Origin of the sequence: Salipiger sp. H15 (assembly GCF_040409955.1) — a bacterium.
Classification (GTDB): Bacteria; Pseudomonadota; Alphaproteobacteria; order Rhodobacterales; family Rhodobacteraceae; genus Salipiger.
This window is the reverse complement of record NZ_CP123384.1, coordinates 2,526,090-2,550,010: the sequence shown is the minus strand read 5'-3', so window position 1 is coordinate 2,550,010 and position 23,921 is coordinate 2,526,090. Positions and strand designations below refer to the sequence as shown.

Below are 23,921 nucleotides of genomic sequence, written 5' to 3'. Positions count from 1 at the left end.
CTGCTGCCTCGGGCCTGAGCCTTGCGTACAGGACCGCCAGCGCACCACCCACCCCCACCCCCTGCCGCCCCCACCCCCGACCCGCTCGCGATCGCCTGCGCCCGCGCAGCGCGCCGCCGCGCGGCTCGGGGCGGGTGGGCCGGTCCCGCCCGACCATGGGGGGGCCTCGCCAGAATTGGGGCCTAGGGGGGTCCGCACCGCACGGGGGTCTCGAAAATTTATGGAAACCGTACTGACCTATTTTCCGGCAGTGTTTTCCTGGCCTTATAACACTTGCAAAGTCAAAGGGTTACAGTCAGATGTTAACGACATTTAACTGGCGCGACCGGCAGGCAAGGCGCTACCATTGCGCCGCAACTGACGGGAAGCCCTGACCATGAGCCTCATTAGCGCACAATCCCGGGGCATCGACCCCGACGACCGCCGGTGGCCACCCCTGCCGGGTGGTTACGAGCACTCCGACCTCGACGATGTGACGTGGCGCCTCTATCGCGAGCTCGCGCAGACCGTCGACCTCGCCCGGGGCGTCCTGCCCACCGATCTCGCCATCTGCCTCGGCGCGGCGCAGGCCTTCGTCGAGGCCAAGCAGTGGCGCGACCAGATCGCGGCATTGCGCGTCCTTGAGACCTCGCCCGGAGAGAACGTCCTGCCGCTGCAGCGCGCGAGCCGGTCGGCGCGGGAATGCATGAACAGTTACCAGTCGGCGCTGACCTGCCTAGGCCTGCGCGGCTCGGAGTTCGGCGCGACCCGGGCCAAGAAGGTCCGGGCAGCCGCCGGGTTCAGCCCCGAGCACGGCAGCAAGTGGGAAGGCGTCGGACTGGTATGACGACCGAGGAGGCAAAGGCGCTGGAGGTCATCAAGGCCGAACTGCAGCGCCGCAAGGAGCTGGAGGCGCTCCGACGATGGCCACCCGCTTGAGCACCGCGGACTGTCTGCGCCTCCTCGCAGCCCCCGGCGGCGCGGCATGGGCGCGGCAAGTGCCTGCCGACACGCTGCTCGACCTGATCGCGGTCATCGAGGCCCGCCAGCGCCCGGTTCGCGAGGACGATGCCAACGCTTTCGCGGCCCGCGTGATCGCGCACCACCTGCGCACCGGTGACCTCGACGCGGCGCGCGAGTGGCTGGTCGAGTTGGGTATGGACCCCGCATGGGCCGAGCGCCGCAGCACTGCCTGACGCAGTGCTGTACAAGCACCGTACAAGCACCTTATTTCACTGGAGAATTTCACGGGAAGCGGGCAGACTGCGGGGCATGGATTGGCTCGCCGCACGCAAGCGCCTCGATGCGCTCCGAATTGAACCCTACCGGGTCAAGTTGATCGACCGCCCCGGCATCGGGTTGGTCGTCGAGACCTGGCTGCATGGGCAGTTGGTCCGCAATGCCGTCCCGGTGGCACAATTTTGCATGGAGCAGGAGCAGGCGAACCGATGACAGCACCGCTCACCGAGGCAGAGATCGACCGCATGGCGCTGGAGACGCTCCAGCGGGGCCTGCTGGCGCTCCGGGCCATCGCCCGCAAGGGTGCAGAGGTCGAGCACCTCCGGGGCGCTGACAGCGCGGAAAACCGGCGCCTCGCGCAGGCGGGGAACGAGCTGCTCGCCGATCTGCAGAACCTCGCCGCGGCCGAGGACATCGACGACGCGACGTTCCAGGCGATGTGGGAGGCCACCGGCACCCGGAGGCTGAGCTGATGCCGATCTCGGGCAACCTGCACGAGGCTGGCCCCGACGTCACGCGCTGGATCCGCACCGAGCGCGGGCAGGCTGCCCTCGACTATGCCGCCGAGGTCAGGCGCGACGAGCACGCCGAGGGCGAGATATTCATTCAGGCCAAGGGCGGCGCACCCAAGCGCCGGAGCAGCCTGCAGGGCATCAATCCCGAGTTCCTGCCGTTCCCGGCGGACTTCTCGATCCTGATGGGCGAGGCGACCGCGCAGGACGCCCTCGATGCCGTCCGCTATGCCTGGTCGACGCTGATGCTCAGCGCGCCGCGCTCGGGCTCGAACAGGAAGTCGCATAGCTTTTTCTACGCCCGCAGCTTCGAATTGCGGGTCAACGGCAGGCGGGTCAGGTCGCCCGACGCCCTCGAGCCCGGCCCGCGGGATACGGTCTACGAGATCGTCAACGTCGCGCCGCACGCCCCGGCGCTGGAGAAGCTGCCCGCCTACCGCGACAGGCTGTTCCATGCCACCGCGCGCAGGACGCTGGAGCAGTTCGGCCCGACCGTCGCCGTTGCCTCGGATTACATCTCAAGCGACCAGCGCGGCTACAGCTACGGCAGGGGCACCGGCGGGCCTGCAAGGAAGACCGCGATCTACGCCCTGCCGCGCATCCTGATCGGGCTGGCCGGTGACAGCGGCATCGCCTCGCGCATCGGGCGACCCTCGGACAGGAAACGGAGACGCCGCTGATGGCCAGCACCCAGAAAACCTACCGCCTCGACATCGAGGTCCGAGGCTCGCGCGAGACGCAGGCGATGGTCGCGGAATTGGGCAAGCTGGCCTCCGCGCAGGCCAAGCTGACGAACGCCTCGGCCCGCATGGCAGCCGAGCAGCGCAAGGTCTCCACCGCCGTCAACACCACCACGACCGCCCTGCAGAAAGCCAATGCCGCCGCAGCCGGTACCGGCAAGGGCTTCCGGGTGATGGGCCGCGAGATCGAGGGCTGGAAGATCAACCAAGCCAGCGCGCAGTTCTCCGACTTCATCGTCCAGGTGGAAGGCGGCGCAGGCGCGGCCCGCGCGTTCGGTCAACAGGTTTCCCAAGTCGCCGGGTTGCTGCCCGGCTGGGGCGCGGCCGCCGCGACTGTCGCCTCCATCCTCGCGCTTGTGGGTCCGAGCCTGCTGGACGCTGCCAAGTCCAGCCGCACGTTCGAGGACGCGACCAACGGCATCGCCGACGCGCTCGACAGGTTGAACGCGCCGCTCGACGTGCTGAAGTCGAGCCTGGACGAACTGCGCGAGAAGTATGGCCAGAGCGCCGACGAGGTGGTCAGGCTCGCCCGGCTGGAGGCTCAGCTTGCAAGCCAGAACCTCGCCGCCGAACTAGGCAAGCAGGTGACCGAACTGAAGGAGGCTGCCGCCGGGTTCGGGCAGTTCGAGGCCGGGTTGGCGCTCAGCGGCCGCAACCTCCGCGCCCTGTCGCTGCGCCTCGGGCTGACCTCGGACGAGGCGCGCAAGCTGTCCGCCGCCTTCGTCCAGATGGTCAACAGCGACCTGAAGGACATCCCCGGCCTGACCCGCAATTTCGAGGCGTGGGAACGAACGCTCGCCGATGTCGGGCTGACCCTCGATGACCTGCCCGAGGAGCTGCGCAATGCCGTGACGGAGGCGCTCGCGCTCGCCCGCCAATCCGCCGAGGCAGGCGCGGCAATGCAGCTTTGGGAGCAGTTCGCCCGCGATGCCGCCGAGGCTGCTGGCCAGACGGTCGAGCAGGTCGCCGCCGTCGCCGAGACCGCCAAGCGCGCCGCCGAGGAACTCAAGCGCCTGCGCGACGCGACCAGCAATCTCAGCCTCGACACAGCCGCGCTGGAGGCGCAGAACCGCTCGCTCGCCCAAGGTAACGACCTGATCCGCGCCCGCGCCGACGCGCTCATCGCGCAGAAGCGGCTGGAGCTGGAAACCGCCCTGAACTCCGACGACCGCGACACCTGGCAGACGGCGCGGGAAGACCTCGCCGCCTACACCGCAGCGGTGAACCAGAACGTCGAGGCTCAGCGCCGTTACAACGCCCTGACCGAGACGACGACCAAGACCACCAGCAGCATCAAGAAGGGCTATGACGACGGGCGGCTCAGCGTCGAGCAGTTCACCGCGATCCTCGAACGCTACCGCAGCGCAGGCGAGCAGGCCGAGATCATGCAGGCGAAGCTGAACGAGGCAATAGCCGCGTATGGGGTCGACGGCGTCGCAAACGGGACGGAATTGTTCGCCCGCGCGATGCAAGACCTCGCCAAGAGCGGCGCCGAGGTTTCGGAGGAGCTGCAGGCGATGTCGGGCATCTTCACCAGCAACCTGACCGGCGCGTTCGACGCGATCATCGACGGCAGCAAGAGCGCCGGTGAAGCCTTCAGCGACATGGTTGCCGGGATGCTCAAGGACATCGCGAAGTTCCTCGTGCAACAGCAGGTCATGAAATTGGCGGCTGCGGCATTCGGCGTCCCTGCCACCTCGGGTGCAACCGCGTCGCCGACCTTCGCGACGCCCGCCGTCAATACCGCGATCTACACCGTCCCCGCGCCGAACGTCCCGACCGCGACGTTCGCCGCGACGGCGATGGCGAGGACGACCGCCGCGCCGACGACGACCGCCGAGCAGACCGCGACCAACCTGATCGGCGCAGCCGCCAGCCCCGCGAGCGTCGTCATCAACAACTACGCCGCCCAGGATACCGGCGTCGCCGTCGCCGAGGGGCACGACGCGAGCGGACGGCAGATGATCGAGATCTTCATCGAAAAGAAGATCAAGGAGTCCCTCGGAAACGGCAGCCTCGACCGCCAGATGCGCACGAACTACGGAATTCGGAGAACGCCATGACCGACAACATCGCCGATTTCGAGGCGCGCCGCCGCGCCGCCATCGAGCAGCCCGAGGCCGACGACGGCATCGAGCGCACGCTGATTCAAATCCAGATGCCCGAGGCGCAGGAGATCAGGGTCGCCGTCGATCTGCGACACCTGGAAGCGGTGCAGGCGCTGGTCCTCGGTATGATCGGAGGCACCCTCGCCGCCGGGTTGATGATCCTGCTCATGACCTGACCGCACGGCGCTGGCACCATGCCATTAAGGTACTGTCACTAAAAGACTTTTCGTCACAGAGACGCGAGTTTTCCCTTGCCTGCCGGGGACCGGCAGCGCAGGCTTTCCGGGCGCGACGGATCGGCCCTCGCGCCCAGCAACGCAGGAGCCCGCTCGTGTTCGCCATCGCATTAAGACCCCCGGAACTCACGGTAGGGGGAGCGGTCGTCCGGGTCTCCCGCCGCGTCGTCAGCGAGCTGGCTTCAGCGGCCGCAGACGAAGCCCGCAGCAAGCTGGCAGACCTCCGAAACTGCAAACCCGGCGACATCCCCCAGCACCTCGAACACCTCGCCGAGATGCAGCGACAGGTCATCAGCGCCGCCGAGCAGTCCGCCGAGATCGTCCGCGAACTCCGCGCCGCCGTCGCGCTCCTGACCGCTGACGAAGCGCCCCGCCAAGTGACGCCTTTGCTGCATAGCGCGATGCAGGCGCACGCCAGTTTCGCCGCGATCCGAGCCGCCGTTCGCGACGCGGATTTCGCCGAAATCGAGGCCGCCGTCGAGCAGTTGAACGCAACCGCCGACGCGCTGGAGCAAGACGTCGAGACCGCCAAGGACCGCGCCGAGAAGCTGGCGCGCCTCATCGAGGAAGCGAACGCCACCGGCTTGTCGCGCTGCGCCGTCAAGGCGCGCGCCACCGTCGCCGCCTATCCGCTGCCGGGTGACCTCGCCGACCTCGCCGAGGCACAGCCGCTCGCCGGGAAAGCCGCCGCTGCTGCAGCTTGGATCGCCGACAAGACCGCATCCCGCGAGCAGCAGAAAATCGAACGCCGCGACCGCCAGCGGCAGGAGCTGAAGACCAACATTGCGGAGGTTTGGAGATGAAGACCGCCACGCCTGAAGAGATCGCACGCCACAAGGCGGTGGAGGCGAAACGTGCAAACGACCCCGTGCTGCGCAAACACCTTCGCCAATCCGAGCGCGTCACGCTGCGGGTCGTCGCCGAAGCGCTCAAGACAGAACGGGCGATGGCTGCAAAGCACGTCCTGGAGATGATCGCGGGCTTGGACGGCCGCTCGGCGCTCTTGGGCGCCGCCCGCGAAGTCGCCCGGGCAAACCTCCGCTCCATCACCCGCGCCGTCGAACCGGTCACGGAACGCCGCGCAGTCGTCACCGAGGGCAGCGCCCCAAGCTGGGCACAGGGGCTGTTCAAATGAGCCGCAGCGTCGCCGAACACGAAGCACGGCACGTTTTGGCCGCCGCCATCGCGCTCCAGCGCCTCGCGCCTGCACGCTACAAGGACGCCGAGGTCACCGTCAAAATCGGCAAGGACGAGGGCAGCGTCGTCATCGAAATCGGTGATGTCATCGCAGATCCCCGGAACCTCGAACTGAGCCAGCAGGTCGCGGCGCTCGCCGCCGTCGGGCCTGCCGCCAAAACCCCCGACGCGCTCGACCTGCTGCGGCGCAAGGCATGGGACGAAGTCGTCCAGGCGGGCGGCTTGAGCCACGCCGACGTCGAACTGATCGCCAAGTCGCACGTGGCGGACGCCTCGCTCGCCTGCGCGCACGTGGTCGCGGGCGTCCAGGCACTCGAACAGCGGCTCGGGCTGCTCGGGTTCCACCGCCTCGGCAAGGCGCTCCAAGACGCCAGCAGCCAAGCCTTTTTCTCGTGGCAGCTCGCCGAACTGGTGCCGCAGGGCGCTGCTGCTGCGGCCGTCAAGGAGGCCGCGCAGCGCCTCGATGACTTGCTGCATCCCAACACCGCGCTGAAGCGCATCAAGGCGCGCACAGCGGCGCAGGAGCGCGTCGCAGCGGACAAGGAGGGCAAGCAATGATCGAACTAGCGCCGGAATTCCCGCGCACCGTGTTCGCCGCCGAGGAGATGGCCGCCGAGATGCTCGCGACATATCACACCGTGCACGACGTGCGGCTGTTCGACGTCTACCAGGACGAGCTGACCTACCGGGACGCATTCCGGCGAGAGAACCGCGCACGGGTCGCGCACTACGCGCGGATTGCCTTCCGCCGCTTGCAGGCGGGCGACGGCATCGACACGCTGCTCCGGCTGGGTGGCGCCTACGACGTCAGTGACAAACGCACCCGCATCCCGACGGAGGATCATATCGCCGCGAGGAAGGCTGCCTGCGTCACGTATGGCTGCCGGTGGTGCATTGAGGCATTCTCCGGAATCCTCGAATATATCCGCGAAACTGCCATGGCTCGCGGGCAGGATATGTCGAAGGTGCCATCCGGAATCAGCCTTACGGCCATCACGCCCATCACGGGGGAACCGTTCGATCTGCAGTGCTGCGAGGACGCAAAGAATTTCCAGTCCCCGGAGCGCCGCAACATCATCGCAGGTTTCATGCACGACCTGGGCCTGCAAGCAGCGCAGAACTGCAAGGTCGGGAAGGGCACGGCATGACCGAGTCGACCACCTAACGCCGCAATCACCGAACCATCTTCAGCACCTTCGACACCCGAGAAACCCACCCACAGGAGGTACTGAAAACATGAATATTACGGGTATTATGGAAGCGGCAGCGGCAACCCGCGCCGACGCCCTGCACAGGCAAGCGCTCCTCGACCGGCACCGCGCGCTGGTCGACGAGGCGCTCGACAGTCTGACGGAGCTGATCAACGAGAAGACCCGACCGCGCGACATCGCCGTCTGGCTGACGCGGATCGGAATGGAGGTCGAGGTCCGGGCGACCGCGTGGCCGACCCGCCGGACTCTGGATCTCGAACGGGTCGGGACGATCTACCTGCGCGACGCGGGCGTCAGGGTGGGTCAGGACCGCGAGGTCTTCACCGCGCTGGAGCCGATAATCGAGGCGCTCGCCGCCCTGCTCGAACCTGCGGTCGCGCGCGTCGTCACGAACGCCGCCGTCTTCTGAGGCGACCGCCGCGCCCCCAGCAGGGCGCGGCTCACGGCCGCGAGAAGGTGGCGGGCATTCTGGCCCGCAGGTACATGGGTCATTGGTCTGGCTCCGGTGCTGATCGCGCGCACGCTTTGGCGGTCGCTGTCTCATGGGCCGCAGACTACCACCCGAAAGCACCCGGAACCAAGTGAACGGCACTGGCCAAAGGCTGCACCGGCGCATAACCTGACCGGGCACTGCAGCGGATGCGTGCGACGGGCCGGACAAGCGCACTCGGGCGGGGGCGCATGTCCGGCCCGCTCAGTTTCAGGGGCGAGAGACCAAGAGGCCCGCGCGCCCTCGGGAGCACGGCGTTTCACCGTGGACTCTTCCCGGTCGCGGCGCTTCAATCCCGGCGTGACGACACGTGGGGTGCAAGGTGGGCTCGGTTTCTGAATTCCTCGGTACATGGGGCGCCAATGCTGGCGCCCTCGCATCCGCTGTTGCGGCGGCGCTGTCCGCGCTCATCGCGTGGCGGGCGCTCCAAGCGCTGCATCGGGAGGCGCAGGAGCGCCGCGCACAGGAGCGCATGGCGATCTGGCGCGAACTGGCCATCCAGGCGGCGCGCATCGAAGCATATGCCGACACGCTGTCGGAACTCGCCGAGGAGGCCCGCAAGCTGAACCTCTCGAACGGGGCAGCAGCCGGAACACTCAGAAGCAGCATGACCGCGAAGACCGAGGGCGAGATCGCCGACCTGCGGGCCTACATCGAGGAGGCGGGCCGCAACGCCCGGAGCGTCGCGAACGCCCATGGCGATCGCCGGACCTTCGATGCGGACGCCGCCGCGCTCGACGCGGTGCGGCTGGAGCAGGCCCATATCCGCCTTCAGCACCGCGCCGAGCGATTGATCGAACTGCGAACCGATTTCCTCGAACAGGTCGCGCAGCGCCGCGCCGCTGCGATGCAGCCGCGCGCCGAGCGAAAGTCTGGTTATCCACCTCCCGCGTCCTGACGCCCGCGCAGGCGCGAGGGCATAACCTCGCCTGAAAGCGCCCCCTGGTCGGCAGGTGCGCCGCACCGGATGCGCGCAACGGGCGGGGCGGTCGCGGAGGCGCGCGGCACGACGTCGCGAAGCGCATCGGGTACATCGCCGACGCGATGAACCAAGGCCCGCTCACCTGAGGCGCGTCTGTATACGCTGGCCCATAAATTAATTTATGGACCACTGGCCCATAAATTAATTTATGGGCCAGCCTTAAACACCTGACAGGATCAACGCCATGTCCGACGCCCTTGCGATTGCCCGCAACAGCATGTCCCCCAAGCCCCTGCGCATCCCTGTCGAGCGGATACGCGTGGTCGCTTGTCCTGCCCGATCTTCTCTGACCTTGGCAGCCTCTAGTGTCTACGCCACTCGAATCTTGCCGCTTTGGCACTGCCCTCGGGCATCTTGATTTCCATGTTGTAGGTGCAGGAAAGGCCCAAGTCAGGAAATGGTACCGGTGCGCACCGTGGCGAGAAGTCACGATAGACGGCGTATCCTCCGTATCCGTCCGTAGTGCAGCCCGACGTGAAGGTCTCGGAGACTGTCAGCCCAGGACCCTTCGCACTAACTCCGGCGTCGAGTTGATAGGGGCTTTCGACCAATACCGAGATCGTATCGCCCGGATTGAAGTCTTTTAGGGTGATCCGCTGCGCAGGTCTGTCGAGATCGAAGTCGATAACGTGTTGCGCCAGCGCGGACTCGAGAAACACTGTCAGTTCCAACAGCTCAAACTTGGTACCATCGAGGGGCTGGCCAGAGCGGAGTTGCTCATCCCAAATCCTCGGCGAGAAACTCAGATTGATGTCCTGATCCGTCAGCACTTCCTTCCCGTCGTTCGTGATCGTCAGGACATGCGTGATCGGATTTGACTCCATCTGATCGCTAATGTTCCACGCGGTCCCTTCGGCGTCGATCATGTAAGCCACCATCGGCTCGCCCGCGCAATACTCGGCACTGAGGCTTTTGTCAGGTCTGTCCCAGAACCCTTGCGCCCACATCGTCACCAGAACCGTCGGAACAGCGCCAGCAATGGCAGCCACCGTTGCGATGAACAGTGGCGACTTGTGGAAATTCATTTCCTGCCCGGACAAACATGCACCCCCTCAAACGCACATTGAGCTTGCCTTGATCCGTAACCCACCGCGAAGCGGATGGGTAGAGCTGCAACCGAGCCTCGCTGCACAGGATTCAAGGAATACTGCACACCAACTGCACACGCGGACGCACGATTCGCATGAAATAACTGGAAATCATCCCAAGTAGTGCCAATCCATCATCGGTGCCACGCTCAGACGCGCGGCCGCGTGAAGGGTCGATCTCTCCTGAGGGGTGGTCACGTCGGGCCTCCGGCAGCCTGTGCTGTTCCTGTCATCCTGCCGGAGACGCCCGGCATCGCAAGCGGCGCTCGTACATCGCGGCAGAGAAAAATGGAACCCCAAAGACCCCGGGAAGGTCTCAGCCCGCGATCTCCGACAGGTCGAGCGCGTCGCTGTCCTTCAGCGTCTTCAACACGAAGTCCGAGCGCACCTGCGCGATGTCGGGGCGCAGCAGCAGCCGCTCGTGCAGGAAGTTGGAGAAACTCTCGAGATCGCGCGCCCGCACGTGCAGCACGTAATCGGCGTCGCCCGAGACGGAAAAGGCCGACTGGATCTCGGGCTGGCGCTCGATCCAGCCCGAGAAGTCCATGTCGGCAAGCTTGGCATGGGTGCGCAGGTTGACCCGGACGACGACGCGGATCCCGAGGCCCAGCTTGCCAGCGTTGAGCCGGGCGCGGTAGCCCTCGATCACCCCCGCAGCCTCGAGCGCGGCACGGCGGCGCGAGCATTGCGAGGCCGAGAGGTTCACCCGCTCGGAAAGCTGCGCATTGGTCAGCGCGCCGTCCTTCTGCAGCGCGTCGAGGATCAGGCGGTCGTAGCGGTCGAGCGGCATGGCCGGGCACCTCGCGCGTGATTTCGGAAATGGGCGCACGTTTCGCGCATCCATGGCCTATTGATGCGCATTCCCATGCATACCGCGCCGCCGACCTGCATGCAATTGCACACCTCTTGCAGCGCGCCTGCGCTATTCTGTCGCAAAGACTGAAGGGAGTGAGAAGATGTTCGACGCGGGCCCCACCCATGTGCACCAGGCCATCGCCCAGGCGGTGCGCGACCACGGGATCGACACGATGTTCGGCCTGATGGGCGACGCCAACCTGTTCATCGCCGATCATTTCGTGCGCGGCTGCGAGGGGCGCTTCGTTCCCGCCGCGCACGAGGGCAGCGCGGTGCTGATGGCGCTGGCCTATGCCCATGTCGCGGGCAAGGTCGCTGTCGCCACGGTCACCCACGGCCCGGCGCTGACCAACTGCGTGACCGCGCTGACCGAGGGCGCGCGCGGGCAGATTCCGATGGTGCTGCTGGCCGGCGACACGCCGGTCGCCAACCCGCGCCACCTGCAGGGCATCGACCAGCGCGCCGTGGTCAACTCGACCGGCGCCGGCTTCGAGCAGATGCGCTCGCCCGAGCTGGCGGTGCGCGACGTCGCCCGCGCCTTCTACCGCGCCAAGGTCGAGCGGCGGCCGATCGTGCTCAACATGCCGGCCGAGTTCATGTGGCAGGACGCGCCCTATTCTCCGTATGTGCTCAGCGTCTTCGAGACCCGCAGCTTCGTGCCCGAGGGCGACGCGCTCGACGAGGCGATCGGCATGATCGCCAGCGCGCGGCGGCCGATGATCCTTGCCGGGGCCGGTGCCTGCGCCGCGCGCGAGCAGATCATCCGCCTTGCCGACCGGCTGCAGGCGCCGCTCGCCACCACGCTCAAGGCCAAGGGCCTGTTCCGCGGCCATCCGCATGACATGGACATCTTCGGCACGCTCAGCACCCCGGCGGCCTATGACGTGATCGGCAAGGCCGACTGCGTGATCAGCTTCGGCGCGCAGTTGCATGACTTCACCACCGACAAGGGCGCGCTGCTGAAGGGCAAGCGGCTGGTGCAGATCGACAGCGACAGCCGCGCCATCGGCCGCACCGTGCACCCCGACGCGGCGCTGGTCGCCGATGCCGGGCTCACCGCCGACAACTTCGTGCACTGGCTCGACGAGGCCGAGATCCCGGCCAGCGGCTTCACCGCCGAGCTCGACGGCGAGGTCCTGCGCCGCCATCCGCCGGCGCGCACCACGAAATCGCGCGAGGGCTGCGTGAACTACGTGGCGGCGCTCGAGCGGCTCGAGAAGGCCCTGCCCGAGAACCGCATCCTCGTCACCGACGGCGGGCGCTTCATGACCGAGGTCTGGTGCCGCGTCTCGGTCCCCGACCCGCGCAGCTTCGTGGCGACGGTGAACTTCGGCTCGATCGGGCTCGGCGTGCAGGAGGCGATCGGCGCCGCGGTCGCCGCGCCGGACCGTCCGGTGGTGCTGTTCTCGGGCGACGGCGGCTTCATGATGGGCGGGCTCGGCGAGTTCAACACCGCGGTTCGGCTCAAGCAGGACATGATCGTCATCCTCTGCAACGACGCCGCCTACGGCGCCGAGCACATCCAGTTCATCGACCGCAAGATGGATCCGGGCCTCACGCAGTTCGACTGGCCCTGCTTCGCCGAAGTCGCCACCGCGCTCGGCGGCAAGGGCATCCTCGTCACCTCCGACGACGAGCTCGAGGCGGCCATCGCCGCCATCGAGACCCGTGACCGGCCGCTGCTGATCGAGCTGCGGCTCGATCCCAACGACATGCCGCGCATGCGCATCTGACGGGGTCCCGGCCGGTCCCGTCGCCGCGGGACCGGCCGCGCCATCGCGTCCGCGCCTTCCGGGGTCGCGCGGGCGCGGCGTCCCGGCCGGGCGGCGTTCCCTCGCGCCCGGCCGGGGCGCGTCTTGGGGGCGGCGGCGTGCCCGCAGGACCCCTCACCGGCGGCGCTGCGATTCACCTCTGCCGCAATTCCGGGCAGCTGGCACCGCGTTGCGGAATCGCGGCCACGGGGTTTCCGGCGGCAAGTCTGTTTCGAGACGCACGATGTCGCATCCAGAACTCAGAATCGTCGCGGGCAGGATATTTCTAGGCCGAGACCGCCGGTTCCGGCGCGGCCTTCGCCAAGAGTTTCACCCAGTGATTTCAAGGCGCAGACGGGCCGGGGCGGCAGGACGCACCAACCGTGGGGGACGGGTCGCAAAACGACCCTCGCCTCTGCCTCAGTCCCGCACGGGCACCTGTGCCCGGCCTACGGAGTTCGGCCATGACAGCTGACGCCAAGACCCTCGACCTGCTGAACCGCCGCAAGCCCGGCTATGCCCTCGAGCAGCCCTTCTACACCGATCCCGACATCTACGCGCAGGATCTCGAGCAGATCTGGTTCCGCGAATGGCTCTTTGCCACGCCGCTCGCCGCGCTGCCGAAGACCGGCAGCTACGTGACGCAGAAGGTCGGCCCCTACCGCGTGGTGATCGTGCGCGGGCCGGACGGGTCGGTGCGCGCCTTCCACAACACCTGCCGCCACCGCGGCTCGGTGATCTGCAAGGCGGCCTCGGGTCAGGTCGCCAAGCTCGTCTGCCCCTACCACCAGTGGACCTACGAGCTGGACGGGCGCCTGCTCTGGGCGCGCGACATGGGCAGCGATTTCGACGCCTCGGCGCATGGGCTGAAGCCGGTGCACTGCCGCGAGGTCTCCGGCCTCGTCTACATCTGCCTTGCCGACGACGCCCCCGACTTCGACGCCTTCGCCCGGATGGCCGAGCCCTATCTCGCGATCCACGACCTGCGCGACTCGAAGGTCGCCTTCCAGTCGACGATCATCGAGAACGGCAACTGGAAGCTGGTGTGGGAGAACAACCGCGAGTGCTACCACTGCGCCGGCAACCACCCCTCGCTCTGCCGCACCTATCCCGAGGATCCGACGATCACCGGCGTGTCGCAGGACGGCACCTTCCCGCCGAAGGTGGAAGAGCACTTCAACCGGCTCGAAGCGGTGGGCGCGGTGTCGCGTTTCCAGATGTCGGCCGACGGCCAGTACCGGCTTGCGCGAATGCCGCTGCTCGACGGCGCCGAGAGCTACACGATGAACGGCAAGATCGCGGTGCAGAAGCGCCTCGGCCGGATCCCCTTCCTCGAGGCCGGCACGCTGCTGAAGTTCCACTACCCGACCACCTGGAACCATTTCCTGTCGGACCACTCGATCACCTTCCGCGTGACCCCGATCAGCCCGACCGAGACCGAGGTGCAGACCACCTGGCTCGTGCACAAGGACGCGGTCGAGGGCGTGGATTACGACATCGAGAACCTCACCACCGTCTGGGAGCACACCAACGACGAGGACCGGCGCGTCGTCGAGGACAACCAGCAGGGCATCAACTCGCCCGCCTACGAGCCCGGCCCCTACTCGGCGAGCCACGAGGACGGCGTGAACCAGTTCGTCGACTGGTACTGCGCCACCATGACCAAGCGCCTGTCGCCCCTGCGGATGGCCGCGGAATAATGGCGGCGAGCTCCATGCCCTCCGCCGCGGTGCGCTACTGGAACGATGCCGAGATGCTGGAATGCGTCTCGGTGATCCCCGAGGCGCCGAACGTCTGCACCTTCTGTTTCGTGGCACCCTCGGGCGCGCTCTTCTCCTACCTGCCCGGCCAGTTCGTCACGCTCGAGCTGCCGGTGCCGGGCGGGCCGCTCTACCGCACCTACACGCTCTCGTCCTCGCCCTCGCGGCCGCTGTCGATCAGCGTGACGGTGAAGGCGCAGCCGGGTTCGCTCGGCACGCGCTGGATGCTCGACAACCTGCGCCCCGGGATGCGGATCAAGGCGATGGGCCCGGCGGGGCACTTCACCTCGCACCACCACCCGGCCGAGAAGTACCTCTTCATCTCGGCGGGCTCGGGCATCACCCCGATGATGTCGATGGTCACCTACATGTACGACCTCGGCCGCATCCCCGACGTGGTCTTCCTCAACTGCGCCAGGCGCCCGTCCGACATCGTGTTCCGCGAGCGGCTCGAGCACTTCGCCAGCCGCATCGACGGGATCGAGCTGCGCTGGGTGGTCGAGGACGGCGACCGCTTCCAGCCGTGGACCGGCTACAAGGGCATGTTCAATCAGCTCATGCTGGGCCTGACCGCGCCGGACTACCTCGAGCGCGAGGTGTTCTGCTGCGGCCCCGAGCCCTTCATGCAGGCGGTGCGCGACGCGCTGGCGGGGCTCGGCTACGACATGAGCCGCTACCACCAGGAAAGCTTCCAGCCCTCGCTCGAGGAGGAGGACCGCGATGCCACCGAGGGCGACGTGGTGCCCGAGGACGCGCTGGCCGAGGTCAGCTTCCTTGCCTCCGGCATCACCCAGGCCTGCAAGGAGACCGACACGATCCTCGCCACGGCGCGTGCGGCGGGGCTCAACATCCCCTCGGGCTGCACCTTCGGCGTCTGCGGCACCTGCAAGATCAAGAAGGCCTCGGGCCAGGTGCACATGGTGCACAACGGCGGCATCACCGACGACGACATCGCCGAGGGCTACGTGCTGGCCTGCTGCTCGCACCCGATCGGCAAGGTCGAAGTCGAGGTCTGAGGCTTCGGCTCCCGGAACATGGCAAGGCCGCCGCGAGGGTATCGCGGCGGCCTTTTCCGTTCCAGCCATGCTCCTGCGCGGGGCGCGGAGGGTTACTCCGCCGCCACCGTCTGCACGCCGCCCGGCACGTAGTTGAGGATCGGCGCGAGCCAGCGCTCGGCCTCCTCGAGGGTCATGCCCTTGCGCGCGGCATAGTCCTCGACCTGGTCGCGCTCGACCTTGGCGACGCCGAAGTAATAGCTCTCGGGGTGGCCGATGTAGAGGCCCGAGACCGACGAGCCCGGCCACATGGCGAAGCTCTCGGTCAGCTCGACCCCGGTCGCGTTGGTGGCGTCGAGCAGCCGGAAGAGCGTGGTCTTCTCGGTGTGGTCGGGCTGCGCGGGATAACCCGGCGCGGGGCGGATGCCGGCGTATTGCTCGGCGATCAGCTCCGCGTTGCTGCGGTCCTCGTCCGCCGCGTAGCCCCAGAGCTCCTTGCGCACCACCTCGTGCATCCGCTCGGCGAAGGCCTCGGCGAAACGGTCGGCCAGCGCCTTGACGAGGATCGACGAGTAATCGTCGTGCTTGGCCTCGAACTCCTTGGCGATGCGCTCTTCCTCGATGCCCGCGGTCACCACGAAGCCGCCGACGTAATCGGGCGTGCCCTCGGGCGCGACGAAGTCCGACAGCGCCACGTTGGGACGGCCGTCGCGCTTGGCGGTCTGCTGGCGCAGGGTGAAGAAGCTCGCCAGTTCCTCGGCGCGGTCCTCGCCGGTGAAGAGGCGGATGTCGTCGCCCACGGCGTTGGCGGGCCAGAAGCCGACCACGGCGCGCGGGTTGAACCACTTCTCGTCGATGATCTTCTTCAGCATCGCCTGCGCGTCGGCAAAGAGCGCGCGCGCCGCCTCGCCCTGCTTCTCGTCCTCGAGGATCTTCGGATAGACGCCGCGCAGCTCCCATGTCTGGAAGAACGGCGTCCAGTCGATGTAGCGGGCAAGCTCGGCCAGATCCCAGTCCTCGAACACCTTGGTCCCAAGGAAGCTCGGCGCGTGCTGCGGGGCGAAGTCGAGCTTCAGCGCGTTGGCGCGGGCGGCGTCCAGCGGCAGGCGCTTCTTGGCCAGTTCGGCGCGGGCGTGCTTCTCGGCGACGTCGGCGTATTCGCTCTGCACGTTGGCCACGTAGTCGGGCTTCTGCACCGGCGAGAGCAGCGACGACACGACGCCCACGGCCCGCGAGGCGTCGTTGACGTGCACCGCCTGCCCGGCGCCGTAGCGCGGGTGGATCTTCACCGCCGTGTGCACGCGGCTGGTGGTCGCGCCGCCGATCAGCAGCGGGATGTCGAAGCCCTGACGCTCCATCTCCGAGGCGACATGCACCATCTCGTCGAGCGAGGGGGTGATGAGGCCCGAGAGGCCGATCACGTCGACGTTGCGCTCGCGCGCGGTGGCGAGGATCTTCTCGGCCGGGACCATGACGCCGAGGTCGATGATCTCGTAGTTGTTGCAGGCAAGCACGACGCCGACGATGTTCTTGCCGATGTCGTGCACGTCGCCCTTCACCGTGGCCATCAGCACCTTGCCGGCGCTCTCGCGGCCGTCACCGCCGTTCAGGCGCTTTTCCTCTTCCATGTAGGGCAGCAGCACGGCCACGGCCTGCTTCATCACCCGGGCGGATTTCACCACCTGCGGCAGGAACATCTTGCCCGCGCCGAAAAGGTCGCCGACCACGTTCATGCCCGCCATCAGCGGGCCTTCGATGACGTGCAGCGGGCGCTCGGCGGCCTGCCGGGCTTCCTCGGTGTCGGCGTCGATGAACTCGGTGATGCCGTTGACCAGCGCGTGCTCGAGCCGCTTCTCGACCGGCAGCTCGCGCCAGCTCATGTCCTTCTCGCGGCCCTTGGCGCCGCCCTGCCCGCGGTATTCCTCGGCGATCTCGAGCATGTTCTCGGTGGCCGTGCCGCCATTGGCAGGCACGCGGTTCAGCACCACGTCCTCGCAGGCCTCGCGCAGCTTCGCGTCGATCTGGTCGTAGACCGCCAGCTGCCCGGCGTTGACGATGCCCATGTCCATGCCGTTCTGGATGGCGTGATACAGGAACACCGCGTGCATCGCCTCGCGCACGGGCTCGTTGCCGCGGAACGAGAACGACAGGTTCGACACGCCGCCCGAGATGTGGACATGCGGGCAGGTGTCGGTGATGCGCTTGGTGGCCTCGATGAAATCGACGCCGTAGTTGTCATGCTCCTCGATGCCGGTGGCGACGGCAAAGACGTTTGGGTCGAAGATGATGTCCTCGGGCGGGAAGCCGACCTCTTCGGTCAGCACCTTGTAGGCGCGCTGACAGATCGCGACCTTGCGGTCCTCGGTATCGGCCTGCCCGGTCTCGTCGAAGGCCATGACCACGACGGCGGCACCGTAGGCGCGGCAGAGACGCGCCTGCTCGAGGAAGATCTCCTCGCCTTCCTTAAGCGAGATCGAGTTGACGATCGGCTTGCCCTGCACGCATTGCAGGCCGGCCTCGATCACCTCCCACTTGGAGCTGTCGATCATGATCGGCACGCGGGCGATGTCGGGCTCGGCGGCGATGAGGTTGAGGAACTCGATCATCGCCTGCTTCGAGTCGATGAGCCCCTCGTCCATGTTGATGTCGATGACCTGCGCGCCGTTCTCGACCTGCTGGCGCGCCACGTCGAGCGCGGCGGCGTAATCGGCGTTGGTGATCAGCTTGCGGAACTTGGCCGAGCCGGTGACGTTGGTGCGCTCGCCGACGTTGACGAAGGGGATCTCGGAGGTGAGCGTGAACGGCTCGAGGCCCGAGAGCTTCATCAGCTTCGGCTGCTCGGGGATCTCACGCGGCTTGAACCCGGCCACCGCCCCCGCGATGGCGCGGATGTGCTGATAGGTCGAGCCGCAGCAGCCGCCGACGATGTTGACCAGCCCGTCGCGCGCGAAGCCTGCGACCTGCGCGGCCATCTGCTCGGGGGTCTCGTCATACTCGCCCATCTCGTTGGGCAGGCCGGCGTTGGGATAGGCGCAGATCATCGTGTCGGCGACCGCCGAGAGCTCGGCGAGGTGCGGGCGCATGGCGTTGGCGCCGAGCGCGCAGTTGAGGCCGATGGTCAGCGGCGCGGCATGGCGCACCGAGTGCCAGAAGGCGGTCGGGGTCTGGCCCGAGAGCGTGCGGCCGGAAAGGTCGGTGATCGTGCCCGAGATCATCACCGGCAGGCGCTCGCCGCGCTCGGCGAAGACTTCTTCGCAGGCGAAGATCGCGGCCTTGGCGTTGAGCGTGTCGAAGATCGTTTCGATCAGCAGGATGTCGACGCCGCCCTCGATCAGCGACCGCGCCTGCTGTGCATAGGCCTCGCGCAGCTGGTCGAAGGTCACCGCGCGGTAACCGGGATTGTTCACGTCGGGGCTGATCGAGGCGGTGCGGTTGGTCGGCCCGAGCGCGCCGGCGACGAAGCGTGCGCGCCCGTCCTCGGCCTCGGCCCGGTCCATCGCCTTGCGCGCCAGCCGCGCGCCCTCGAAGTTGAGGTCATGCACCGCCGCCTGCATGTCGTAATCGGCCTGCGCGATGGTGGTCGAGGAGAAGGTGTTGGTCTCGACGATGTCCGCCCCGGCCATGGCGTACTGGTAATGGATCTCCTCGATCGCATCGGGGCGCGTGAGGTTCAGCAGGTCGTTGTTGCCCTGCTGCGGCTTGTCGCTGGAATGCGGCAGGTGGCAGGTGCAGGCCCCGCCGCCGCAGCCCTGGAAATCGCCTTCCGACAGGCCCAGCTTCTGGATCTGCGTGCCCATTGCGCCGTCGAGGATGAGGATGCGCTCGCGGGCGGCAGCCTCGAGACGCGCGAAGACGGGCGAGCGGGTCGGGATACGGACGGACATGACGGACTCCGGGCCAGGGGTGGCAAGCATTGGTTGCGCCGTCTCTACCGATCCGGGCCGCTGAAGGCCATCTCATAATAATCATCGTTTTCATGAGCCGGGCTCACATGGGCGCAAAATCCTTCGAAGGCTTCTGCAAATCTCTTCGAAGAGATTTGCCCCCGCCGAACGGAAAAGGGCGGACCCTGCGGCCCGCCCTCTCCTGTCTCATCCGGCCCGATCAGTTCGGCATCAGGTCCGGAACGATGGTCACGATGCCCGGTGCGACCCACAGGAGAGCCAGCGTGGCCACCTGGATCAGCACGAAGGGGATCACCCCGCGGTAGATGTGGCCGGTGGTCACCGAGGCCGGTGCCACGCCGCGCAGGTAGAAGAGCGCGAAGCCGAAGGGCGGGGTCAGGAACGAGGTCTGCAGGTTCACCGCGATCATGATGGTCACCCATTTCGGATCGAAGCTGCCGCCGTAGATCACCGGGCCCACGATCGGAACCACGATGTAGATGATCTCGAGGAAGTCGAGCACGAAGCCGAGGATGAACAGCACGAGCATGACGATCAGGAAGACCTTGTGCTCGTCATCGAAGCTCTTGAGGAAGCTCTGGATGTAGTGCTCGCCGCCGAAGGAGATGACCACGAGGTTGAGCAGCTGCGAGGCGACGAGGATGGTGAAGACCATCGAGGTCACCTTCGCCGTCTCGCGCACCGCCGGCGTCAGCACGCCCGCCTTGAACAGCACCCAGCAGGCGAAGAGCAGGCCGAAGAGCGCGTAGAGATACGCGGCCTGTGCCACCAGGAAGGCGATCCAGGTCTCGTAGTTGGCGCCCTCGGTGCCGACGCGCAGGTCGAAGTTCATGCCGATGAGGATCATGATCGCGACCGCGAAGGTCGACATCAGGATGACCTTCGGCGAACGGCCCTGGTCGTTGAGCTTGCGGTAGGCCGCGAGCATGACCGCACCGGCCGCGCCGAGCGCCGCGGCGGGCGTCGGGTTGGTGATGCCGCCGAGGATCGAGCCCAGCACGGCGACGATCAGCACCAGCGGCGGGAAGACCACCCGGATGAGATCGTTGTGCGCAAGGCGCGAGGCTGCCTGGGCCGTGCCCCAGAGCGCGATGCCCCAGGGGATCAGCATCATCAGCACCGTGTTCAGCGGCGAGGTCTGCGGATGGACGAAGAGCACGTCGACCAGCAGGCTCAGCGCCAGGCCACCGGCCCCGACGAGCAGCGGCTTGGGATCGGACGAGGGCGAGACCGCCCGCGCCCAGGCCAGCACGATGCCGAAGATGATCGCGATCGCCGCGATGCCGGTGCCGATGGGTGCGGCATTGGCGATCTTGTCGGCACGCGCCTGCTCGATCTCTTCCGGGGTCAGCTTGTGCGACTGCGCGACACCGCCGGCGGCGTCGATATCCTTCTGCTCCTGGACCGCATGGTCCCAGGCCTTCTGGCCGTGCAGGTCGATCATCGCCGCCTGGCAGTCCGGGCTGACGTTGGTGCGCAGCGAGGCCATCTGGCCGCTGTCGGAGTAGCTGTCGATGGTGGTCGACTGCGAGCCCACAAAGCCCATCTGGCCGAGCGCGATGGCGCCGACGATGAGCAGCGCCGGAACGCCGAGGTACCAGGTCAGCGCCTCGCCGCGGGTCACCGGCTCGCCGCTGCCGCCCTCGAGCTGCACCGGCGGTGCCGACTGCGGACGCAGCATGGCGAAGCCGAAGGCATAGACGGCATAGAGCACGGCCAGCAGGATGCCCGGCAGCATCGCCGCCTGGAAGAGCGTGCCGACCGAGACCACGGCGGGCTTGCCCAGCAGGGTCAGCGCGTCGGTGCAGCCCGCGAGCTGCGCGCGGTCTTCCTGGGCGGTGGCGTAGAGGTCACCGGCCAGCGTGCCCAGCAGAACGATCACGATCGACGGCGGGATGATCTGGCCCAGCGTGCCCGACGCGGCGATGACGCCGGTCGCCAGCTCGGGCGAGTAGTTGTTGCGCAGCATGGTCGGCAGGGCCAGCAGGCCCATGGTGACCACGGTCGCGCCGACGATGCCGGTGGAGGCGGCAAGGAAGGCACCCACCACCACGATCGACACGGCAAGGCCGCCCGGAAGCGGGCCGAAGACCCGCGCCATGGTGGTCAGCAGGTCGTTGGCGATCTTCGAGCGCTCGAGCACGATGCCCATCATCACGAACATCAGCACGGCGAGCAGCGTCTCGATGGACTGGCCCGCGATGACGCGCTCGTTGATGCGGTTGACGATGAAGGAGACGTTGCGGTCCATCGCCACTTCCCAGCCCTGCGCGAAGACCGGCTCTGCCAGGCGTGGCAGGTCCGGGAAGCGGAAGGTGGAAATGGCGTCCTCGCGCACGCCGCTGGCAACCAGCGCCCGATAAGCCTCGGAGCCGGTGTCGATGGCCTGGTGGATGAGCAGGCCGGCGCTGTCGAGCGCCGCGATGATGAAGAACGAGATCACACCCGCGCCGCCGATGGCAAAGGCCACCGGGAAGCCGGAGAGGATCGCGCCGAAGAGCGTGAGAAAGACGATGATCAGGCCGATCTCGACGCCATCGAGTCCGAATAGCATTTACCTAGGTCCCTCTCAGAGTTCCGCGTGGTCGTAGGCTTCTTCGCCTGCTTCGACCCGATCGTGATCGTGATACTTGCCCTCGCTCTCCGGGCCTTCCTTCCACTCGAGGTAGGAGCGCCAGAAGAAGCAGACCCCCTGCAGGAAGATGAAGCCGCACATCAGCACGATCAGGATCTTGAACAGGAAGTAGGCAGAGAAGCCGTTGGGGCTGAAGCCGATGGTCTCGACGTTCCAGCGCAGCGCGCGGGCCTTTATCACCAGCCGCTCGAGGCCTTCCGAGGCCGAGGGCTTGGGGACGATCAGGTGGCGCCACAGGAAGTACCAGGAATAGAGCCAGACCAGCGCCGCCATCGGCATCATGAAGAAGAGGCTGCCGAGCATGTCGATCATCTTCTTCGTGCGGTAGCTGGCGGGCGAGTAGAGCAGGTCGACGCGCACGTGCCCGCCCTGCACGAAGGTGTAGGCAAGGCAGAGCGCCACGACGATGGCGTTGTAGAGCTTGAGCTCCTCAGACCACCAGCTGACGTCGAAGGTCACCGGCACGCCCAGGCCGAAGCTGAGGTCGGGCCGGGCGAAGACGCGCTGCACGAGGATGATGATCACCTGCTGCAGCACCATGATCAGGCCCGCCCAGGCGGCGATGCGTCCCACGGTGTTGTGGAAGCCCTCGAGCCCGCGCACGAGGCCCCACATGAAGCCGCGATGCCAGATGCCGATGGCGGTGAGCACCAGGAAGGTGGTCAGCACCACGAAGAACAGTTCGATCGACGCGCCGTAGTAGACGAAGCGCATCACCGCCTCGTTGTCCGTCCAGTTCAGCCAGCTCGACGGATGCGTCACAGCGTAGCCGAGGTTCCAGAAGGACATGGCGATATTGCCGAAAAACCAGGTCAGGCCGTCCAGTATCGCACCGAACGCCCCACCCGAGGCTGTCTCTTCCATGACCTGTGCCCCCTTTTGTCTGTTGTTGATCTTGTTGGGTGCCCTGCCCCGGCGGCGCCGCGCGGGCGCGCCGGCAGGGACGTGTCTTCAAAGCAGATGCGCCCCCGCGCGAGGCGGGGGCGACAGATGCGCGCGGTGCCGGGTCAGAGACCCATGACGCGGTTACGCTGGGCCGAGAAGGCGCCTTCCGAGCGGCTGATCCACTGTGCGGAGGACTTCAGCGAGGCGTAGTAGCTGTCGTAGCACTTCTTGTAGAGCTCGTCGGCCATGGGCTCCTCGACAACTTCCTTGGCCGCGGCGCCGAAGGCGTCCCAGACGGAGTCGGGGAACTCGACCAGCTTCACGCCGCCGGACTGCAGGCGCTGCAGGGCTGCCGAGTTGTTCGCCATGAACAGCGACATGGTCCAGAGGTTGGACGCGCGCGCCACCTGCTCGACGATCTTCTGCTGCGTCGGGGTCAGGCTCTCGAAGACCTCGAGGTTCATGGTCAGGTTGAGGTTCGGCCCCGGCTCGTGGAAGCCTGCGGTGTAGTAGGTCTTGGTGATTTCCTGGAAACCGGCCTTCTCGTCGGCCCACGGACCGATCCACTCGGTGCCGTCGATCGCGCCCGAGGACAGCGCCTGGTACACTTCCGCGCCGGGCAGGTTCTGCACCGAGGCGCCGAGCTTGCCGAGCACCTGGCCACCCTGGCCGGGCATGCGGAACTTCAGGCCCTGGAAGTCTTCGGGCGAGTTGATCTCTTTCTTGAACCAGCCGCCCGACTGCGGGCCGGTGTTGCCGGCTGCAAAGGCCTTCAGGCCGAAGATCGAGTAGAGCTCGTCCGCCAGCTCGTTGCCGCCGTCATGGTAAATCCAGTTGGAATATTCCATGAAGTTCATGCCGAACGGCACTTGGCTGAAGAACGACAGCGCCGGGTGCTGGCCGAGGAAGTAGTAGTCCACGCCGTGGTACATGTCGGCCTGGCCGGCGGAAACGGCGTCGAACACCTCGAAGGCGCCGACGAGTTCGCCCGCGGCCTTCAGCTCGACGGTCAGCTCGCCGTCGGTGGCTGCGGTGATCTGGTCCGCGCAGTACTGCGCGCTGTCATGCACACCGGCGAGGCCGCGGCCCCAGGTGGTCACGAGGGTGAGGGTGCGGCGGCCCTGCGCGATGGCCGGTGCGGCCAGCGCGGTGGCTGCGGCAGCGGCGCCGCCGGCGGTGGAGGCCCTCAGAAAAGAACGACGATCCATTAAAATCCTCCCATAGATTATTCTGCGCGAGGACGTCTCCTCCGTCCCTGCGCGGATCGTTACGGTTCGCGCACCCTAGGACAGGTCGTTGCGCAAACGAAATACCCAGCACTACGTAAAAATGGTCATAATCTTGCCTAACAGC

Annotated in this window: 22 protein-coding genes; 16 read left to right on the top strand and 6 right to left on the bottom strand. The window is 67.1% G+C overall.

Annotation, left to right across the window (positions count from 1 at the left end):
* Positions 1-376: 376 nt before the first annotated feature.
* From PVT71_RS12375 to PVT71_RS12315, 13 genes are all read left to right on the top strand, one after another.
* Positions 377-826, top strand: a complete 450-nt coding sequence (locus tag PVT71_RS12375) for a hypothetical protein (RefSeq protein ID WP_353472088.1) — start codon at positions 377-379, stop codon at positions 824-826.
* Positions 827-902: 76 nt separating this feature from the next.
* Positions 903-1,175 carry a hypothetical protein gene (locus PVT71_RS12370; RefSeq protein WP_353472087.1) on the top strand — a complete coding sequence of 91 codons (273 nt, stop codon included), beginning with the start codon at positions 903-905 and terminating at the stop codon, positions 1,173-1,175.
* Positions 1,176-1,251: 76 nt separating this feature from the next.
* Positions 1,252-1,431, top strand: coding sequence for a hypothetical protein (locus PVT71_RS12365; RefSeq protein ID WP_353472086.1), 180 nt, complete (start codon positions 1,252-1,254; stop codon positions 1,429-1,431).
* Positions 1,428-1,691 carry a hypothetical protein gene (locus tag PVT71_RS12360; RefSeq protein ID WP_353472085.1) on the top strand — a complete coding sequence of 88 codons (264 nt, stop codon included), beginning with the start codon at positions 1,428-1,430 and terminating at the stop codon, positions 1,689-1,691. The genes PVT71_RS12365 and PVT71_RS12360 overlap by 4 nt, the downstream gene beginning before the upstream one ends.
* Positions 1,691-2,410: a hypothetical protein gene (locus PVT71_RS12355; protein WP_353472084.1), complete on the top strand. Its 720-nt coding sequence runs from the start codon at positions 1,691-1,693 to the stop codon at positions 2,408-2,410. The genes PVT71_RS12360 and PVT71_RS12355 overlap by 1 nt, the downstream gene beginning before the upstream one ends.
* Positions 2,410-4,533: a hypothetical protein gene (locus PVT71_RS12350; RefSeq protein ID WP_353472083.1), complete on the top strand. Its 2,124-nt coding sequence runs from the start codon at positions 2,410-2,412 to the stop codon at positions 4,531-4,533. The genes PVT71_RS12355 and PVT71_RS12350 overlap by 1 nt, the downstream gene beginning before the upstream one ends.
* Positions 4,530-4,754: a hypothetical protein gene (locus tag PVT71_RS12345; RefSeq protein WP_353472082.1), complete on the top strand. Its 225-nt coding sequence runs from the start codon at positions 4,530-4,532 to the stop codon at positions 4,752-4,754. Before PVT71_RS12350 ends, PVT71_RS12345 begins: the two co-directional genes overlap by 4 nt.
* 155 nt (positions 4,755-4,909) lie before the next feature.
* A complete protein-coding gene (locus tag PVT71_RS12340) occupies positions 4,910-5,617 on the top strand; it encodes a hypothetical protein (protein ID WP_353472081.1) in 708 nt (235 codons plus the stop codon).
* On the top strand, positions 5,614-5,949 hold the full coding sequence (locus PVT71_RS12335; protein WP_353472080.1) for a hypothetical protein: 336 nt from the start codon (positions 5,614-5,616) through the stop codon (positions 5,947-5,949). The genes PVT71_RS12340 and PVT71_RS12335 overlap by 4 nt, the downstream gene beginning before the upstream one ends.
* On the top strand, positions 5,946-6,569 hold the full coding sequence (locus PVT71_RS12330) for a hypothetical protein (protein ID WP_353472079.1): 624 nt from the start codon (positions 5,946-5,948) through the stop codon (positions 6,567-6,569). Before PVT71_RS12335 ends, PVT71_RS12330 begins: the two co-directional genes overlap by 4 nt.
* Entirely contained in the window at positions 6,566-7,159 is a 594-nt protein-coding gene (locus PVT71_RS12325; protein ID WP_353472078.1) for a hypothetical protein, read from the top strand. The genes PVT71_RS12330 and PVT71_RS12325 overlap by 4 nt, the downstream gene beginning before the upstream one ends.
* Before the next feature lie 88 nt (positions 7,160-7,247).
* Positions 7,248-7,631 carry a hypothetical protein gene (locus PVT71_RS12320; protein WP_353472077.1) on the top strand — a complete coding sequence of 128 codons (384 nt, stop codon included), beginning with the start codon at positions 7,248-7,250 and terminating at the stop codon, positions 7,629-7,631.
* Between the two features lie 403 nt (positions 7,632-8,034).
* Entirely contained in the window at positions 8,035-8,610 is a 576-nt protein-coding gene (locus PVT71_RS12315; protein ID WP_353472076.1) for a hypothetical protein, read from the top strand.
* A gap of 386 nt (positions 8,611-8,996) precedes the next feature.
* Here the strand turns inward: PVT71_RS12315 and PVT71_RS12310 are convergent, their stop codons facing one another.
* Positions 8,997-9,719: a hypothetical protein gene (locus PVT71_RS12310; protein WP_353472075.1), complete on the bottom strand. Its 723-nt coding sequence runs from the start codon at positions 9,717-9,719 to the stop codon at positions 8,997-8,999.
* Positions 9,720-10,098: 379 nt separating this feature from the next.
* Positions 10,099-10,572 carry an Lrp/AsnC family transcriptional regulator gene (locus tag PVT71_RS12305; protein ID WP_353472074.1) on the bottom strand — a complete coding sequence of 158 codons (474 nt, stop codon included), beginning with the start codon at positions 10,570-10,572 and terminating at the stop codon, positions 10,099-10,101.
* Positions 10,573-10,738: 166 nt separating this feature from the next.
* Here PVT71_RS12305 and PVT71_RS12300 point away from each other — a divergent pair, with 166 nt between their 5' ends.
* The 3 genes from PVT71_RS12300 (at position 10,739) to PVT71_RS12290 (ending at position 15,164) form a co-directional block, all read left to right on the top strand.
* The gene (locus tag PVT71_RS12300; RefSeq protein WP_353472073.1) at positions 10,739-12,370 is read left to right on the top strand and encodes a thiamine pyrophosphate-binding protein; all 1,632 of its coding nucleotides are present in this window, start codon (positions 10,739-10,741) and stop codon (positions 12,368-12,370) included.
* Between the two features lie 482 nt (positions 12,371-12,852).
* Entirely contained in the window at positions 12,853-14,088 is a 1,236-nt protein-coding gene (locus PVT71_RS12295; protein ID WP_353472072.1) for an aromatic ring-hydroxylating dioxygenase subunit alpha, read from the top strand.
* A 14-nt stretch (positions 14,089-14,102) separates the two neighbouring features.
* On the top strand, positions 14,103-15,164 hold the full coding sequence (locus PVT71_RS12290) for a 2Fe-2S iron-sulfur cluster-binding protein (protein ID WP_353472071.1): 1,062 nt from the start codon (positions 14,103-14,105) through the stop codon (positions 15,162-15,164).
* A gap of 92 nt (positions 15,165-15,256) precedes the next feature.
* On the opposite strand, the gene metH is transcribed toward PVT71_RS12290, so the two are convergent.
* The 4 genes from metH to PVT71_RS12270 form a co-directional block, all read right to left on the bottom strand.
* Positions 15,257-19,027, bottom strand: coding sequence for a methionine synthase (gene metH, locus PVT71_RS12285; RefSeq protein ID WP_353472070.1), 3,771 nt, complete (start codon positions 19,025-19,027; stop codon positions 15,257-15,259).
* A gap of 220 nt (positions 19,028-19,247) precedes the next feature.
* Positions 19,248-21,602, bottom strand: a complete 2,355-nt coding sequence (locus PVT71_RS12280; RefSeq protein ID WP_353472069.1) for a TRAP transporter large permease subunit — start codon at positions 21,600-21,602, stop codon at positions 19,248-19,250.
* A 15-nt stretch (positions 21,603-21,617) separates the two neighbouring features.
* Positions 21,618-22,547: a TRAP transporter small permease subunit gene (locus tag PVT71_RS12275; RefSeq protein WP_353472068.1), complete on the bottom strand. Its 930-nt coding sequence runs from the start codon at positions 22,545-22,547 to the stop codon at positions 21,618-21,620.
* A gap of 143 nt (positions 22,548-22,690) precedes the next feature.
* Positions 22,691-23,776, bottom strand: coding sequence for a TRAP transporter substrate-binding protein (locus tag PVT71_RS12270; RefSeq protein ID WP_353472067.1), 1,086 nt, complete (start codon positions 23,774-23,776; stop codon positions 22,691-22,693).
* Positions 23,777-23,921: the final 145 nt, after the last annotated feature.

What these genes read in the sequence shown, in the direction of transcription:
- PVT71_RS12300 (WP_353472073.1), top strand. Translation starts at nt 10,739, where the DNA reads ATGTTCGACGCGGGCCCCACCCATGTGCACCAGGCCATCGCCCAGGCG.
- PVT71_RS12345 (WP_353472082.1), top strand. Translation starts at nt 4,530, where the DNA reads ATGACCGACAACATCGCCGATTTCGAGGCGCGCCGCCGCGCCGCCATC.
- PVT71_RS12270 (WP_353472067.1), bottom strand. Translation starts at nt 23,776, where the DNA reads ATGGATCGTCGTTCTTTTCTGAGGGCCTCCACCGCCGGCGGCGCCGCT.
- PVT71_RS12330 (WP_353472079.1), top strand. Translation starts at nt 5,946, where the DNA reads ATGAGCCGCAGCGTCGCCGAACACGAAGCACGGCACGTTTTGGCCGCC.
- PVT71_RS12350 (WP_353472083.1), top strand. Translation starts at nt 2,410, where the DNA reads ATGGCCAGCACCCAGAAAACCTACCGCCTCGACATCGAGGTCCGAGGC.
- PVT71_RS12360 (WP_353472085.1), top strand. Translation starts at nt 1,428, where the DNA reads ATGACAGCACCGCTCACCGAGGCAGAGATCGACCGCATGGCGCTGGAG.
- PVT71_RS12280 (WP_353472069.1), bottom strand. Translation starts at nt 21,602, where the DNA reads ATGCTATTCGGACTCGATGGCGTCGAGATCGGCCTGATCATCGTCTTT.
- PVT71_RS12290 (WP_353472071.1), top strand. Translation starts at nt 14,103, where the DNA reads ATGCCCTCCGCCGCGGTGCGCTACTGGAACGATGCCGAGATGCTGGAA.
- PVT71_RS12355 (WP_353472084.1), top strand. Translation starts at nt 1,691, where the DNA reads ATGCCGATCTCGGGCAACCTGCACGAGGCTGGCCCCGACGTCACGCGC.
- PVT71_RS12325 (WP_353472078.1), top strand. Translation starts at nt 6,566, where the DNA reads ATGATCGAACTAGCGCCGGAATTCCCGCGCACCGTGTTCGCCGCCGAG.
- PVT71_RS12310 (WP_353472075.1), bottom strand. Translation starts at nt 9,719, where the DNA reads ATGAATTTCCACAAGTCGCCACTGTTCATCGCAACGGTGGCTGCCATT.
- PVT71_RS12305 (WP_353472074.1), bottom strand. Translation starts at nt 10,572, where the DNA reads ATGCCGCTCGACCGCTACGACCGCCTGATCCTCGACGCGCTGCAGAAG.
- PVT71_RS12320 (WP_353472077.1), top strand. Translation starts at nt 7,248, where the DNA reads ATGAATATTACGGGTATTATGGAAGCGGCAGCGGCAACCCGCGCCGAC.
- PVT71_RS12365 (WP_353472086.1), top strand. Translation starts at nt 1,252, where the DNA reads ATGGATTGGCTCGCCGCACGCAAGCGCCTCGATGCGCTCCGAATTGAA.
- PVT71_RS12335 (WP_353472080.1), top strand. Translation starts at nt 5,614, where the DNA reads ATGAAGACCGCCACGCCTGAAGAGATCGCACGCCACAAGGCGGTGGAG.
- metH (WP_353472070.1), bottom strand. Translation starts at nt 19,027, where the DNA reads ATGTCCGTCCGTATCCCGACCCGCTCGCCCGTCTTCGCGCGTCTCGAG.
- PVT71_RS12275 (WP_353472068.1), bottom strand. Translation starts at nt 22,547, where the DNA reads ATGGAAGAGACAGCCTCGGGTGGGGCGTTCGGTGCGATACTGGACGGC.
- PVT71_RS12370 (WP_353472087.1), top strand. Translation starts at nt 903, where the DNA reads ATGGCCACCCGCTTGAGCACCGCGGACTGTCTGCGCCTCCTCGCAGCC.
- PVT71_RS12295 (WP_353472072.1), top strand. Translation starts at nt 12,853, where the DNA reads ATGACAGCTGACGCCAAGACCCTCGACCTGCTGAACCGCCGCAAGCCC.
- PVT71_RS12375 (WP_353472088.1), top strand. Translation starts at nt 377, where the DNA reads ATGAGCCTCATTAGCGCACAATCCCGGGGCATCGACCCCGACGACCGC.